Annotated in this window: 17 protein-coding genes; 15 read left to right on the top strand and 2 right to left on the bottom strand. The window is 62.3% G+C overall.

Annotation, left to right across the window (positions count from 1 at the left end; translation table 11 throughout):
• Nucleotides 1-120: 120 nt before the first annotated feature.
• The 3 genes from ACGFI7_RS07475 (at nucleotide 121) to ACGFI7_RS07465 (ending at nucleotide 4,106) form a co-directional block, all read left to right on the top strand.
• Nucleotides 121-1,221, top strand: coding sequence for an FAD-dependent monooxygenase (locus ACGFI7_RS07475; RefSeq protein ID WP_393400414.1), 1,101 nt, complete (start codon nucleotides 121-123; stop codon nucleotides 1,219-1,221).
• Nucleotides 1,222-1,310: 89 nt separating this feature from the next.
• The gene (locus ACGFI7_RS07470; protein ID WP_393400411.1) at nucleotides 1,311-1,718 is read left to right on the top strand and encodes a hypothetical protein; all 408 of its coding nucleotides are present in this window, start codon (nucleotides 1,311-1,313) and stop codon (nucleotides 1,716-1,718) included.
• 294 nt (nucleotides 1,719-2,012) lie between these two features.
• On the top strand, nucleotides 2,013-4,106 hold the full coding sequence (locus tag ACGFI7_RS07465) for a hypothetical protein (protein ID WP_393400409.1): 2,094 nt from the start codon (nucleotides 2,013-2,015) through the stop codon (nucleotides 4,104-4,106).
• Between the two features lie 328 nt (nucleotides 4,107-4,434).
• Here ACGFI7_RS07465 and ACGFI7_RS07460 read toward each other — a convergent pair whose 3' ends face one another.
• Nucleotides 4,435-5,268, bottom strand: a complete 834-nt coding sequence (locus tag ACGFI7_RS07460; protein ID WP_393400406.1) for a hypothetical protein — start codon at nucleotides 5,266-5,268, stop codon at nucleotides 4,435-4,437.
• Nucleotides 5,269-6,143: 875 nt separating this feature from the next.
• Here ACGFI7_RS07460 and ACGFI7_RS07455 point away from each other — a divergent pair.
• Nucleotides 6,144-6,977, top strand: a complete 834-nt coding sequence (locus tag ACGFI7_RS07455) for a hypothetical protein (RefSeq protein ID WP_393400403.1) — start codon at nucleotides 6,144-6,146, stop codon at nucleotides 6,975-6,977.
• 56 nt (nucleotides 6,978-7,033) lie between these two features.
• Here the strand turns inward: ACGFI7_RS07455 and ACGFI7_RS07450 are convergent, their stop codons facing one another.
• A complete protein-coding gene (locus ACGFI7_RS07450; RefSeq protein ID WP_393400401.1) occupies nucleotides 7,034-7,699 on the bottom strand; it encodes a GntR family transcriptional regulator in 666 nt (221 codons plus the stop codon).
• A 161-nt stretch (nucleotides 7,700-7,860) separates the two neighbouring features.
• Here ACGFI7_RS07450 and ACGFI7_RS07445 point away from each other — a divergent pair, with 161 nt between their 5' ends.
• The 11 genes from ACGFI7_RS07445 (at nucleotide 7,861) to ACGFI7_RS07395 (ending at nucleotide 13,077) form a co-directional block, all read left to right on the top strand.
• A complete protein-coding gene (locus ACGFI7_RS07445) occupies nucleotides 7,861-8,178 on the top strand; it encodes a hypothetical protein (protein ID WP_393400398.1) in 318 nt (105 codons plus the stop codon).
• 194 nt (nucleotides 8,179-8,372) lie between these two features.
• Nucleotides 8,373-8,597 carry a hypothetical protein gene (locus tag ACGFI7_RS07440; protein ID WP_393400396.1) on the top strand — a complete coding sequence of 75 codons (225 nt, stop codon included), beginning with the start codon at nucleotides 8,373-8,375 and terminating at the stop codon, nucleotides 8,595-8,597.
• Nucleotides 8,598-8,712: 115 nt separating this feature from the next.
• Nucleotides 8,713-9,657: a hypothetical protein gene (locus ACGFI7_RS07435; protein WP_393400394.1), complete on the top strand. Its 945-nt coding sequence runs from the start codon at nucleotides 8,713-8,715 to the stop codon at nucleotides 9,655-9,657.
• A gap of 85 nt (nucleotides 9,658-9,742) precedes the next feature.
• Nucleotides 9,743-10,603 (top strand): FtsK/SpoIIIE domain-containing protein, encoded by an 861-nt coding sequence (locus ACGFI7_RS07430; protein ID WP_393400391.1) that lies wholly within the window; start codon nucleotides 9,743-9,745, stop codon nucleotides 10,601-10,603.
• Complete coding sequence (locus ACGFI7_RS07425; RefSeq protein ID WP_393400388.1) at nucleotides 10,600-10,821, top strand: hypothetical protein; 222 nt, start codon at nucleotides 10,600-10,602, stop codon at nucleotides 10,819-10,821. Before ACGFI7_RS07430 ends, ACGFI7_RS07425 begins: the two co-directional genes overlap by 4 nt.
• Nucleotides 10,811-11,017: a hypothetical protein gene (locus ACGFI7_RS07420; RefSeq protein ID WP_393400385.1), complete on the top strand. Its 207-nt coding sequence runs from the start codon at nucleotides 10,811-10,813 to the stop codon at nucleotides 11,015-11,017. The genes ACGFI7_RS07425 and ACGFI7_RS07420 overlap by 11 nt, the downstream gene beginning before the upstream one ends.
• The gene (locus tag ACGFI7_RS07415; RefSeq protein ID WP_393400383.1) at nucleotides 11,014-11,382 is read left to right on the top strand and encodes a hypothetical protein; all 369 of its coding nucleotides are present in this window, start codon (nucleotides 11,014-11,016) and stop codon (nucleotides 11,380-11,382) included. The genes ACGFI7_RS07420 and ACGFI7_RS07415 overlap by 4 nt, the downstream gene beginning before the upstream one ends.
• A gap of 93 nt (nucleotides 11,383-11,475) precedes the next feature.
• Entirely contained in the window at nucleotides 11,476-11,826 is a 351-nt protein-coding gene (locus ACGFI7_RS07410; protein ID WP_393400381.1) for an RRQRL motif-containing zinc-binding protein, read from the top strand.
• The gene (locus ACGFI7_RS07405; RefSeq protein ID WP_393400378.1) at nucleotides 11,823-12,080 is read left to right on the top strand and encodes a hypothetical protein; all 258 of its coding nucleotides are present in this window, start codon (nucleotides 11,823-11,825) and stop codon (nucleotides 12,078-12,080) included. The genes ACGFI7_RS07410 and ACGFI7_RS07405 overlap by 4 nt, the downstream gene beginning before the upstream one ends.
• The gene (locus tag ACGFI7_RS07400; RefSeq protein ID WP_393400376.1) at nucleotides 12,077-12,493 is read left to right on the top strand and encodes an RRQRL motif-containing zinc-binding protein; all 417 of its coding nucleotides are present in this window, start codon (nucleotides 12,077-12,079) and stop codon (nucleotides 12,491-12,493) included. The genes ACGFI7_RS07405 and ACGFI7_RS07400 overlap by 4 nt, the downstream gene beginning before the upstream one ends.
• Nucleotides 12,484-13,077 carry a hypothetical protein gene (locus tag ACGFI7_RS07395; protein ID WP_393400374.1) on the top strand — a complete coding sequence of 198 codons (594 nt, stop codon included), beginning with the start codon at nucleotides 12,484-12,486 and terminating at the stop codon, nucleotides 13,075-13,077. The genes ACGFI7_RS07400 and ACGFI7_RS07395 overlap by 10 nt, the downstream gene beginning before the upstream one ends.
• The last annotated feature ends 1 nt before the right edge of the window (nucleotide 13,078 follow it).

Here is a 13,078-nt window from a genome sequence, read left to right as displayed (position 1 = left end):
CAGAAGGTAGCACAGCCCGTTCTGTACTAGCACATCATCGCAGCTCAGACAGTTGTCACAGCTGTACGTACAATGTACATTCAGATCCATCAGAATCTCGACAAACCCTCAGGAGCGAACGTGACCACCGTCCTCATCTCCGGCTCCGGCGTCGCCGGTCCCGCGCTCGCCTACTGGCTGCGCCACCACGGCATCCGCGCCACCGTCGTCGAGCGGGCGCCCGCCCTGCGCCCCGGCGGCCAGGCCGTCGACGTCCGCGGCGTGGCGCTGGACGTGGTGGACCGGATGGGCCTGCTCGCCCCGCTGCGCGAAGTACGCACCCAGATGCGCGGCATGGTCATGCTGGACGGCGACGGCAATGAGATCATGCGGTCCACCGAGCACGCCATCAGCAGCGGCCGCCTCGACAGCGACGACGTCGAGGTGCTGCGCGAGGACCTGACCGGCCTGCTGTACGACCGGACCAAGGAGGACGTCGAATACCTCTTCGACGACTCGATCACCGCGCTGGAGCAGGACGAGGACGGCGTGCGCGTGACCTTCGGCAGGAGCGCGCCGCGGACCTTCGACCTGGTCGTCGGCGCCGACGGCCTGCACTCCACGGTGCGGCGGCTGGCCTTCGGCCCGGAGGAGCGGTTCGTCCACCACCTCGGCACCTACCTGTCCATCTTCACCGCCGAGAACTTCCTCGCCCTGGACAACTGGCAGGTCTGGATCCGCGAAGGCCAGGCCGGCGGCGGCATCTATCCCGTACGCGACAACACCGAACTACGGGTCAACCTCGGCTTCGAATCCGGCCCGCTCCCCTACGACCACCGCGACCTCGACGCCCAGCGCCGCCTCGTCGCCGAACGGTGCGGCGGGCTGCGCTGGGAGGTGCCCAAGCTGCTCGAGGCGATGACGACGGCGCCGGACTTCTACTTCGACGCCATGGCCCAGGTGCGGATGGACACCTGGTCGCACGGCCGCGTGACGCTCCTCGGCGACGCGGGCTACTGCGCCTCGCCGCTCTCCGGCCAGGGCACCAGCCTGGCCCTCGTCGGCGCGTACGTGCTCGCCGCCGAACTGGCCGCCGCCCCCGACCACACGACGGCGCTCTCCCGGTACGAGGAGCGCATGCGCCCCTTCGCCACCCTCAACCAGGCCCTGGCGACCGAGAACCCCGGCGGCCCCGCCGCGGAGGAGTCCATCGACCGCGCCAAGAACGCCATCACCCTGTAGCCGGCCAAGGAGGGAGCCCAGGCGGACTCCATCACCCTGTAGCCGCCCGGGGAGGGAGCCCGGGCGGGAAGGAGAGCCAGGACGGGGACATGCTGCGCCTACGCCCGCTCCTCGTGACTCGCCTCGCGAACGCGTTCGGCGGCCTGGCCCTGGCGTACATCCCCTTCGCGGTCCTGCTCTACCTGCTCGAACCCGACGACTCCACCACACTGGCCGTGGCCGTCCCGTTCGCGCTCGCGGGACCGGTGCTCGCGGTGCGCGGCTACCGGCTCGGGTGGTGCACACGATCACCGTACGCGGACACTTCGCAGTCGCATCATCCCGATCGCGGACGTGCTCGACTATCCGACCACTGGATCCTGTACACCCGGTGGCGCGACCAGCAGGGCCGGCGGCGGAAGACCCCCGTGATGGCGTTCACCTCACCGCTGCTCTCACCGGTCGCCTCCTTCGTCACCGAACATTCCGACCGGTCTGTCAAGGAACTCCGCCGCTGAGTCAGCCGCCACCAGGCGCTGCGCCGCTGCGCCGACCCGGTTCCGGGATTGGGGCTTTGCTGAGGCGACCGTGGAAGGCCGGGTCCGATGAGCGGTCTCGCCCTGGTCCGGCGCATCACCACGGGGTCTGAATGATCTGAACCGCATTGGACCCCTCCCGCCCACGACGGCCATCTTGCATATTTGCGGCGGAGTGAGAACATATGACGTGTGGATAAAAACCCCTTCCACACGCGGAGATCGGCTTGGATTTATTCGGGAATCGCGGCAGCCGCAAGCGGGGCACTGCTCCTCATGACGCTCTTCTTCCTGGACGAGGGACGAGAGAAGGCCAATCAGTGGGCCGGAATCTTCGCTTTCTACCTGGCTTTCGTCGTCGCCTTGTCGCCTGTGCTCGTGCGATTGCGGAAGCAAGCTTCACCACTGAGCCAAGGCAGGCCTAACCGCTCAGGTAATCATGCTTCTGGACTGGCCGCCGAAGAACGGGACATTCTAACGGATGCTGTGGCGCGGGAGCTGAGACGAGAGGAGAAGCAGCGTGGTCTGCTTGACCCGAGGCTGCCCCTCTTGTGGACTGTGATGGGGCCACCGCTGAGCGATCATTGGCGTGTCATAAGACATGATGGCGACGATCAGCCTTTAGTGCTGGAAGGAGACTCCAACGATCTTCTTGTATTACTGAGGGATCTGATTCCGAGCCATCGCCTGGCTGTTCTCGGAGAGCCTGGGGCAGGCAAGACATCCCTTCTTATCAAATTGACTCTAGCCGCTCTGGCCGATCGTGAACTCGATGCAGAAGCAGCAGCCTCTTCGTCTCCATTTCCGGATAGGCGAGTACCAGTGTTATGCCGCTTATCCACTTGGGATCCGTTCACTCAATCAGTGACGCAATGGTTGTCGGACTGCATCCGCCGGGATTACGGTGTGGCACTGAAACCTTCACCGGAAGATGTTTTTCCGATCATGGACGGCCTGGATGAGATGCCTGAGGAGTCTCGCGTAGTTGCCGTGAAGGCCATCAATGTAACCTTTGGAGACGCACCCTTGGTGCTCACCTGTCGCACAAAAGAATATCGCGATACTATTGCGCGACAGAATGCCGACGTCATAACAGGGGCTGTCGTCATATCTCTGAACCCATTGAGCAGTGAGACCATATGCGGCTATCTGACAGACGCGACCAAGCCTTCTCGCGTGAACCAATGGGCGAAAGTGTTCAGCCGCATCAAGCGGTATCCCCGCGGACGCTTGGCCACATCTTTGTCGACGCCGCTGGCACTGAACCTGGCACGAGCTACCTACGCGGAAGGAGGGAGGGACCCAAGCATACTCCTGACATTCCGCAGCAAGAGCGACCTGGAGATGCATCTACTCGATCAACTTCTGCTTTCCTGTTATCCCGACCCACCCGTTCTGGAAGGCAATCCCAAGCACTATCGTCACACAGACGCCCGTCGATGGCTTGCCTTCATCGCCCGGTCAAGCCTTCGACGGAAAACGCACGACATCGCGTGGTGGGAGCTGTGGATAGTTGTTCCACGCCCAATTCGCGGCTTGACCACAGCACTCCTCTTCGGACTCGCCGCCGGCATACTCGGTCTTATGATGGCCTTACCGTCACAAGAACTATGGATCCTTTTCTCGCTGGGAGCATCTGGAGGGATGATCTCAGGGCTGAAGGATCAGCCGGCAAGGCCGAGCGCCGCCCCAGCCCGCAACGCACTTTCCTTCGGCAGTCCCGCCGAAGGAATCGGCCGCCGCATCATCTCGAGCGTGCGTCGAGAACTCGGTCGCCGGTTCATACCGGTGTTCGCCGGGACTTTCACACTGAGCGGCCTTACCTCAATAATTTTCATCAGCCTAGAGGATCCCGTCAGTGACATGATTTATGCTGCTCTAGCGGCGGCAATCCTGGGCTTGGGCTTGGGAGTGTCCATATGGTTCCCCTTGAGCATATTTCTTGGCGTGCTTCTCGCACTGTTCGGCAAGCCTCGGAACACGTATGTCCACTACGTCATAGATCCCGTCTCGCTTTACCGGAAGGAACGTAGAACTATACTGTCCGCTGGCGCGGCGTTTATGATTGTTTCGTCTCTGACATGGGTGCTTGCAGGGCTCACGCTCACACAAACGCTTTTCTTGGCTATTGTTCCGACAATCCTATTACTATACACTAGTGCACTAGGCGAGCATCTTATGGCGCGACTTTTATTGGTTCTCGCAGGTAAGCTGCCGCTCAGCCTGATGGAATTTCTCGAAGACGCCAACAGACGTGGGGTGCTGCGACAGGTGGGTGGGGTCTATCAGTTTCGCCACGCATTAGTCAGAGACAGGCTCGCACGGCGAGACGAGTCGGGAACGTCACGGGAAGCTTCTCATTCGGCATAGTGGCCTTCTTCGATGGACCGGCGCCGCCCCCGGCAGCGGCGCTCGACCCGCTGGGCGTGGATGAGCGGGTCGAGGCGGATCAGGGTGTAGAGGGACGAGTCGGCCTGTAGGCCGGGTTCTGGTCGCAGGGTTCCGCTGACCTGGTGTTGATTGTCGATCTGGACTCTGAGCTGCGGAAGTATGTTTCAGTAGTTGCCAGTAGCTTCCGGCACTTGTTGGGCTGTGGCGGAACAGAGACGGAACAAGATCCTCTGCTGATGAGGGCCGACTAGCGTTGCGGCTTGCTGCCCGCAAAGCCTTAGCGATTGCTTGCTAAATGTTTTACGGTTCAAGCTCTGCGATTTAGTGCATAGACCTGGTCTGCGAGCGTTGCGCAATTATAAAAGAACTTTGCGGCAGCCTCCCAGGCAAATTCCTCCGGCATTCCCCAATCGTCTTCTATGAAAGTAATCAAAGATGTCCAGCGTTCTTCGGCTTGCTCTGCGCTTACCAGAGCTTCAATCAGCTCTGGTTCGTAGCCAAATTCAATCACCCTGGGCGTCAATACGTCTCGTAGATGCTGAATATGAGGTTGCATTCTGTCATGGAGTTGCCGAGACGATTCTTCGTTTAGCCATTGCTTGTGGAGCATATCCTGAGTTTGGCGATCATAAACATAGTAGATCGTTTTGCCACCCTCTCCAGGTGCTGATCTATAAGAGCGGTATGTATTTTGTGGAATACTAGACATCACGGGATCGCTTGCATTCTCCTTCTCCACTACAATAATCTGATTCTTGCCGCGAGCTTGCCCCAACTCTTGCGTATGAGTTGCTACGTAATCAGCATATTCTCTAATCTCTTCGGCAATGGACACAGCTACACTTTCTGCGTTATTCAGATCGGAGGAGATTGGTGAATGATCTAAGATGTAGAACATTTCAGCTAGGCGGAATTCGATCGCTCTCAACGTGTATCGCTTAACGCGATCCCATTTACGACGGGACTCGATTTCAATCAGTTTATCTACCAATGCAAAGCCAACAATTATGCTAGTGAATATACCGGCTCCTTCCGCAAGAAGATTACTGGAGAACTCTGACCCATATGCCACATAGCCGGTTACAGCAAATCCCGCCGCAACCGTAGCAAGCGAGATATAGACCTTGACCTTCCACGACATTCGCGCAAGATGGAGTTTGACATCATTCAACCTTGGCCTTGCCGAAGATCTTGTCTTACTAAGCACAAGAGTGAGGCGACGAGAGGTGTCGGCATAGATTTGCAGTAATGCGTTTCTAATCTCGCTTACGGAGTACACAAATTGCTTGCGTATGTTTTTTGGCAAGAAAGGCTCCACTGCTTAGTGGGGGGAGTTTTAGACAGGAGCAAGTCTCTAGGACATGTAAGTCTACAAGCACATCGAGATCTTGCGAATACACAGACCTCCTGCCCCATCCCGTGTGCCGTCGACCCACCGCGGAGCGGCAGCGGGCCGGCGACGGAGGTGCAAGCCCGGCTTGACGTGTCCCTGCACCTGGGCACCTTCCGCGGTCATGCGACGCCAACGGTCACGGCCGGGCTTGCGGCGGAGGAGGCGGTCTGCTGGGCTTGCCTGGGTCGATGGCAGACGGGATGGACTTCCACCCCAGCCGCCCCACCACCGACACGGGCGTGCCACGCCATCCCGGAGCCGGAGCGCCCCCGCCGGAGGCAAGTAGTACGGCCAGCACCGTGACTACCTCCGCCTGCGCTGACCAGTTCGGCCCCGTGAGCAGAACCGTGCGCCCCCAAAGCGGCCCTGTCCTCGTCCGCGCCAGCCGACCGGCGTTCTGCGGGTCGGGCATGGAGCCCCAGTGGAGTGCCCGGCCCGCGTCGCGTCGGCGGCGCGTGCGGCCCGGTCAGGGCCGCTTTAAGTTTGTAGAGAAAGTTCTCACAGAGCCACGCACGGTCAGAAATCTGTTCGAAGGTGGACGAGCGCTGTCCGCTCCTCAGGTCGCCCCTCTTGGACGGCGGAAAAGCGTGGCGAGACTTGAGGTAACGCGAGAGACTCTGTGTATGGCCAAGTTGACTATGACCGCACGGCGATGGGACGAACTTACGGCACTCTTGCAGGATGAGCAGCGGCTCCAGGCTGAGCATCCGAAAGTGGCCGACTATCTGAACATGGCGGCAAGGCTATCGGGAACCGGCGATGTACAGGTTGATGCTGACTTCGACCTTCGACTTGTGCATTACATGACTGGTGGACACGACGTTAGCTCTAATCCCTATTGGGACATCGTTGAGTCGTTCGTGTCCGAGCATGATGGTCGGCGTGTAGTCAATGGTGGCCGATCGGAAGGGAGTGCTCGGCTTGCTTATGCGCGCATGGTCTTGCAGGAGGCTTATGCGTATGCCATACCTTCCCCGGCAACTATTGAATGGATGTTCACTGTGTGCGCCGGTCTTCCGATCGTAGAGTTGGGAGCAGGCCGAGGGTATTGGGCGGCACAGCTTTCTCATGCAGGTTTGGCCGTGGAGGCATACGATCTCGAACCGCCGGACAGGAGCAAGAACGTATCATTCCCGAAGATGGGCGGGCAGACGACTGCGTGGCATAACGTCGATGATTTGGATGCTTACACAGTTCGTTCCCGAACAGCGGATTACGTGTTGTTCCTCTGCTGGCCGCCCGGCTGGGGAGACAACATGTCATCCGACGCGCTCACGTCTTTTCAGCAAGCAGGAGGCGAACGGATCATCTATATCGGGGAGCCCAAGGGTGGGAAGACCGGTAATGATGCATTCTTTGATGCGCTGTCAGCGCACTGGAAGTTGGACTCCTCGGACGCGCAATTCGTGTCGTGGTGGACAGAAGCGGATGTAGCACAGAGCTGGGTTCGTAGCTGAGGAGGCAGCAGAAAGGGGGTGCCAAGCGAGGCGGCACCCCCCTTTTTTTTAGTGCTCTACTTGAGGGCCATACGGAACACGAACGCGTCGTAGCGATTGCGCGGATACGACACGCTAGAGATCATAATGGTTCGATCATCAGCGGAGAGGAACCGCTGATGGACGGTTTTGACGAGATCGCCGGGCGGCGTTTGAAGCCATGCCGCGTGTGCCGACGATGGAAGCTGGTCGGACAGGGTCTCTTCTAGGTAGACAGCCGTAGATATATCGGAGATGTCCACTGGATGATACGTGTCCGAGATTGAGATAGGTCGTCCGTCTTCGTTGGCCTGGGTGATGACGTGGGTGAGAGGTGTGCCCTCGGCTAGACCGAACGCCTCGGCGAGTTCTCTGGTGGCGACGATCTGCTTGATGTCACGTTCCACTTGAATGTCCTGTACGGACTCGTTCTGGAAGGAGCGCTCGGCTGATTCCATCTGGCGCTCAGGAGAGACGCGAACGAGGTTGATGCGATCGGCGACGAAGACGCCTCGGCGCCGCACCGCTCGCACAAGCCCTTGGCTCTGGAGCAGTTCGAGAGCCTTGCGAACCACGATGTCCGATACGCCGTTCTGCTGGGCGATCTCGGAGTAGCTCGGTAGCTGCACGCCGGGAGGTAGCTCTCCTGCTCGAATACGTCGAGCGTACTCGCCTGCGATGCGGACGTAGGCCGGTTCTGACATTGATGATCCACCCCTTGGGACTGCTGCTCGTCGGCGGTGTCGCCGACGTATACGCATCATCGTATACCTAGATTGCTTGTGCGTATACGAAGTTACGTATACGCTGTCTCCGTAGGGAGCTCGCACCACAGGGGTGCGGCCCTCGATTCGGAGGTGAGCTTGTGAAGCTCCTCATCGACGTCACCGGCAAGTCGTTCATGGTGACGAAGGAAGCGGTCGAGAAGGCCGACCAGAACGGGCGTCAGAAGTCCGAGCGGGAGACCGGCCGACCGATGTGGGTCACGCAGGTCATGGCGCTGGACGAGACGGGCGGCGAGATGATCAACGTCACCACGGCCGGTGAAAGGCCCACGGTGAGCGTTGGTTCCCAGGTCGCCCTGTTCAAGCTGGAGGCACTGCCTTGGGCGACCAACGGTCGCAACGGCGTCGCCTTCCGCGCGGCTGACATCAAGCCCACTGGTGCTCCGGTCAGCAAGTAGATCACGTCCCTGACCTTCGCCGCGAAGCGAAGTAGCCGAGGACAACAAGCAACGAAGTCACAACAGTCATCACCTGGAGCGTCGCTACCACCGCTCCAAATGATGTCCCGAAGCTGCGGGACCAGTGCTCACACCATTCAGCCTGGTCCCGCAACGGGACCGGCAGTCAACATCCGTTCAGATCGGAGACTGCAATGAACACCAACACCAACATCAACACGACTGCACGTTACATGTACATCATGACCGTGGCCGAAGGCTTCAACGGCCGCGCGGCCACCATCACCGGTTCCGTCGATGTGGCATCCGGAGCCAGCCGCCTGTCAATCTGCACAGAAATCATCGAAGTATTCAAACACCGGCACGGTTTCGAGAGCCTCATCGTTCTGTTCTTCAACATCGAACCCGACGTCCTGTAGACGTCAGCAGCTCTCACAGTTCTATTTCCCTCGCACATACAAGCGGGACCGTATCGGCTACCACGCGTCACGGTCCCGCTCTCAACCCCCCGCCCTCGCCAGGAGGAGGAGAGTCATGTCCAAGCGTACCTTCGGCACGCATCATCACAACAGAGGCGGCCACGGCCGTCGCGGTAGCTCTGTCACCGTCATTCAGACCAACGTCCACTACAGCTACCTGCGCACCGCGAAGATCACCTTCTATGTGGTCTTGGCGGTCGTCGGCATTTTCGCCGCCGTCATCTCCACCTACTACCTGCCCCCGCTCGCCGCCGTCCCGATCGGACTCGCAGCTGGGACCCTCATCGGCGGCCTGGCTGCCGCGTTCATCACCGTATGGCCCGTGCTGCGGGCGATCTGGTGGTGGCTGCCAGAAATCATCCTCGTCTCGCTGCTGATCGGCGGCTGGGCCTATCTGCAAGAGCACACCAACCCGCTCATCACCGGCGCCGCCTACGCCAGCGTCATCGCCAGCTGCGGCCTCGTACCCGCCTGCCGCCGGTACACCATTGCCCTGGTGTGGTGCCTCATCGTCCGGCACCGGCTGCGCGCCTGCTTCGCCACGTTCCTGCCCACCGACCGGCACGGCCACCTGCCGTTCATCGGCCTGGCCAAGCCCATCCCGGTCGGCGAACGCGTCTGGGTCTGGCTCCGTCCCGGCCTCTCGCTCGATCAGATCGAATCCCAGCTCGGCCGCATCGCCGTCGCCTGCTGGGCCGCCTCGGTCACCGTGACCAAGGCCCGTACCTCCAACGCCGCCGCCATCTACCTGGACATCAAACGTCGCGATGTCCTCGGCGGCCTGGTCGGCTCTCCCCTCACCGAGGAACTGCCGGCCGACGTCCCGGCCATCACACGGCCGGTCGCCCCCGTTCCGGCTCAGCTCGATCTGGCTGACGTGCCGGACACCGACGACACCGCTCCCAGCGAGCGTCCGGCTCGTAAGAACGGCCGATCCCCGGCCGCCACCGGCGCTGCCGCCAAGACGGCTCCGGAAGATCCCGACCTCGACTGGATCTGATGTGTCGTTCGCTACCGGGAGCCCTTCGTCTCGCGCCTCCCGGTAGCGCCTCTCATTCGCCTGACCTGTATGAGGTGACGCTGCCATGCACGCGGCTCTTTCCGAACTCCAGGCCACGATCCCGGTAGCGCCGTCGATGTCCATGTTCGACCCGGTGTTCATCGGGATCGACGAATTCGGCAATCCGGTCTACCTCGACCTGGTCTATCACAACCTGCTGGACGCCGGAGAACCCGGCGGAGGCAAGTCCGTACTGATCCAAAATCTCGTCGGGCACGCCTTCCTGTGCCACGACTTCACCCCCGTTCTGCTCGACCCCAAATGGGTGGAGCTGGGGATGTGGATGGAAGCCGCCGAAGCAACCGGCGGCGTCTTCGTCGGCCCCGACATCGACAAGGGCCTACGCGTCCTGCGCCGCCTGCAAAAGGTGATGGACCGCCGCTACGCCTGGCTGGTCGCGCACGGCCGCCGCAAGTTCCTGCCCAGCGACGCCATCAAAGTCATCGGCGTCTTCATCGACGAACTCGCCTACTACACCGCCACCACCGGCACCCCCGAGCAGCAAAAAGAGTTCATCGCTCTCGTCCGCGACCTGGTCGCACGAGGCCGCGCCTGCGCCATACCGGTCATCGCCGCCACCCAACGCCCGAGCGTGGACATCATCCCCACCTCGCTGCGCGACCTGTTCGGCTACCGGGCGGCCTTCCGCTGCACCACCCCGAACAGCTCCGACATCATCCTCGGGCACGGCTGGGCCTCGGCCGGATTCAACGCCCAAGCCATCAGCCCGCAATCGCCCGGCGTCTTCTACCTGATCGCCGAAGGCGGCATCCCGCACCTGGTCAAAGCCGCCTACCTCACCGACGAGCAAATCCACCAGCTCGTCGACTACGTCACCTGGACCCGCCGCAACGGCGACCAGGCCCCCGTACCTCTCGCCGCATGAACGGAGACACCGTCATGTCCCACCCCCACGACACGGCCATGGCCGCCAGTGAGGTGCCCTGGCCCGACCAGCCATCGCACAACCCGGAGATCCTCGCCCTGTGCTGCCCTGCCTGCGGCAACAACGAACTCGTCGAGACCTCCTTCACCACCGACCAGGGCCGCGAACCCGCCCTGCAATGCGATCACTGCGGGGAGGTGTGCCCCGATGCCTCCTGAGGTCACCCCCGGTATCGCGTGGCTGGAAAGTCAGCTGATCATCCAGCACAACCGCTGGTACGACACCCTCAGCCGCCCCTGCACTTGGGCGCTGCCCATGTTCTGGCTCAAGAACGACATCGACAACGGCGAGGAATTGACCGCGATGACGGTTCCGGCCTCCGCCTACGACGACCCCCACTGGAGGCCGCTGTGATCTATAAGGCTTACCACCCTGACGGCAGTCCCGACTTGCGTAACTGGATCGCCCAGTGCGACAGCCAGTGCCGTAACGCCGTCGCCCTGCTGGAAGCGACATCGGCTGGCTGGTTCGTCGGCCACCGCGAGAACGGGCGCGTCTACTGCCCGGCCTGCGTCGAGGTCCTCGCCATGGGCCTCATCTCCTGGGCGCTGGCCTGCCCCATCTGCCAGTCCCCGTGGCTCATCTTCGGCACCGACAGCAACGGAACTGTCGAATTCGTCGTGTGTGACGGAGAGTGCCGCTCCACCTACCTGACCGCTGACGGCTGGCACTGCACCTGCTGCGGCGACTCCATCACCCTGCCTGACGGCACCGATTGAACACGCGCGAGGGCCGGACCTCTCGGCAAAGATCTCCGGCCCCCGCCTCTCGAAATCCCACTCCACGCGATCAAGCAAAGGAGCAGAACCGCCATGCACTCTATCCCCGCTCCGGCTGCCCGCATACCGCAGCTCGAACGGCTCAATGCCACGCCCGGCACCCGGGTCCTGTTCTACGACCCCACCGCCAGCCAGCACCGGCTGCCCACCTACCCGTGGAAGTGGGCACCCAAGAACCTCAAGACCCGGCGTCAACTCGCCGCCCTCGGCCTGCGGCCCGGCGGACAGACCCCTGTCGCCCAGATCCTGTGGCGTAACGGCGGCCGCGTTGCCTACCTCTACGACATCACCCGCGCACTGCCCAAGCGCACACCCACCCGCAAGCAGCTCGCCGCGCTCGACAAGGCCCAGCGCGTGCGCCGCATGAAGCGGAGCAGCTCATGAGCCGCCCCGTCGAAACCCCCGACTACGCCGCGTTCGTCAAGCGGATCATCCGCGCCTACAGCAAGCGCATCGCCGAAGGCGACATCGAAGCCCTCGCCGACCTCGCCGGAGTCGTCGCCGAACTCGACCACGCCATCGCCCAGGCCGTCACGCAACTGCGCGCCACCTACGGCTACTCCTGGGCCGACATCGCCCGCCCTCTCGGCATCACCCGCCAAGCAGCCCAGCAGCGCTGGGGCGGTGAACAACGATGACCGGCCCCCGTATCCCCCGGCTCGACTACGTCACCCAGACCAAGGGCGTCTACCTGGAGTTCTACGACCCCGACGGCACCCGTCACGGCGGCTTGCCCACCTACCCCTACCGCTGGGCTCCGCCCGGCCTGCTCACCGTGCGGCAACTACGCGCCAAGCACCTGCGCCCCGGCGGCCAGGACATCGCCGCACAGATCATCTGGCGTCGCGGTCGACGTGTCGCCTACCTCTACCGCGAGGACCTCGCCAAGCCCAAGCGCACCGCCACTCCGGCGCAGCTCGCTGCCATCGACAAGGCGCTTCGTGCCCGGCGGATTTGCTCCACCTGCTGCACCGAGAAGCCGTACTACATCGCCCGCTCCCTGGGCGAATGCAACGACTGCCACGACAAGTGGAGGTTCACATGCGGCTGAACCCTGATCACGTCTCCCGTAGCGAACGCGTCGAATCCGGCGTCCAGCTCGTCATCCTGCTCCTGGTCGGCCTCATGGCCGGAGCAGCCTCCTTCACCCACGTCCACGACTGGACCATGGCCAACAGCCCCGAAGGAACCGGCGCATGGTTCGGCTGGGCCAACGCCGTCATCTCCGAACTCACCCCCACCGCCTCTGGCCTGGAAGTCCGGCGACGCAAGCGCCACGGCCAATCCATCACCTACCCGATGATCGTCCTCATCGCCTCCGCCGGTCTGTCCATCGCGGCCCAGATCGCCGTCGCCAAACCCCATCCGACCGGCTGGCTGATCGCCGCCATCCCCGCCCTGGCCTTCCTGGCACTGACCAAGCTGGTGCTTTCCCGCACTCCCACCACGCAACCGGTGGCACTCGACACGGTCACTGCGCCGGAACCCACCCCTGAACCCACACCTCAACCTGCGGACACGTCCTTCGGCCACGAGCGCCAGGACCACGCGCACACCGACCGCACCCTCCAGGAGCGGACCCCGGCCCTGCCGGTCTTGTCCCTGTCCACCCCCGCCCTGGAAGGACAGCCCTGAC

This window comes from Nonomuraea sp. NPDC048826, assembly GCF_043198225.1.
GTDB lineage: Bacteria > Actinomycetota > Actinomycetes > Streptosporangiales > Streptosporangiaceae > Nonomuraea.
This window is presented reverse-complemented; position numbering and strand designations above follow the sequence as displayed.

Bases quoted from the DNA above. Each gene is read 5' to 3' on its own strand.
- ACGFI7_RS07430 (WP_393400391.1), top strand. From the start codon at position 9,743: ATGCACGCGGCTCTTTCCGAACTCCAGGCCACGATCCCGGTAGCGCCG.
- ACGFI7_RS07420 (WP_393400385.1), top strand. From the start codon at position 10,811: ATGCCTCCTGAGGTCACCCCCGGTATCGCGTGGCTGGAAAGTCAGCTG.
- ACGFI7_RS07440 (WP_393400396.1), top strand. From the start codon at position 8,373: ATGAACACCAACACCAACATCAACACGACTGCACGTTACATGTACATC.
- ACGFI7_RS07395 (WP_393400374.1), top strand. From the start codon at position 12,484: ATGCGGCTGAACCCTGATCACGTCTCCCGTAGCGAACGCGTCGAATCC.
- ACGFI7_RS07425 (WP_393400388.1), top strand. From the start codon at position 10,600: ATGAACGGAGACACCGTCATGTCCCACCCCCACGACACGGCCATGGCC.
- ACGFI7_RS07455 (WP_393400403.1), top strand. From the start codon at position 6,144: ATGGCCAAGTTGACTATGACCGCACGGCGATGGGACGAACTTACGGCA.
- ACGFI7_RS07435 (WP_393400394.1), top strand. From the start codon at position 8,713: ATGTCCAAGCGTACCTTCGGCACGCATCATCACAACAGAGGCGGCCAC.
- ACGFI7_RS07400 (WP_393400376.1), top strand. From the start codon at position 12,077: ATGACCGGCCCCCGTATCCCCCGGCTCGACTACGTCACCCAGACCAAG.
- ACGFI7_RS07465 (WP_393400409.1), top strand. From the start codon at position 2,013: ATGACGCTCTTCTTCCTGGACGAGGGACGAGAGAAGGCCAATCAGTGG.
- ACGFI7_RS07450 (WP_393400401.1), bottom strand. From the start codon at position 7,699: ATGTCAGAACCGGCCTACGTCCGCATCGCAGGCGAGTACGCTCGACGT.
- ACGFI7_RS07470 (WP_393400411.1), top strand. From the start codon at position 1,311: ATGCTGCGCCTACGCCCGCTCCTCGTGACTCGCCTCGCGAACGCGTTC.
- ACGFI7_RS07460 (WP_393400406.1), bottom strand. From the start codon at position 5,268: ATGTCGTGGAAGGTCAAGGTCTATATCTCGCTTGCTACGGTTGCGGCG.
- ACGFI7_RS07410 (WP_393400381.1), top strand. From the start codon at position 11,476: ATGCACTCTATCCCCGCTCCGGCTGCCCGCATACCGCAGCTCGAACGG.
- ACGFI7_RS07405 (WP_393400378.1), top strand. From the start codon at position 11,823: ATGAGCCGCCCCGTCGAAACCCCCGACTACGCCGCGTTCGTCAAGCGG.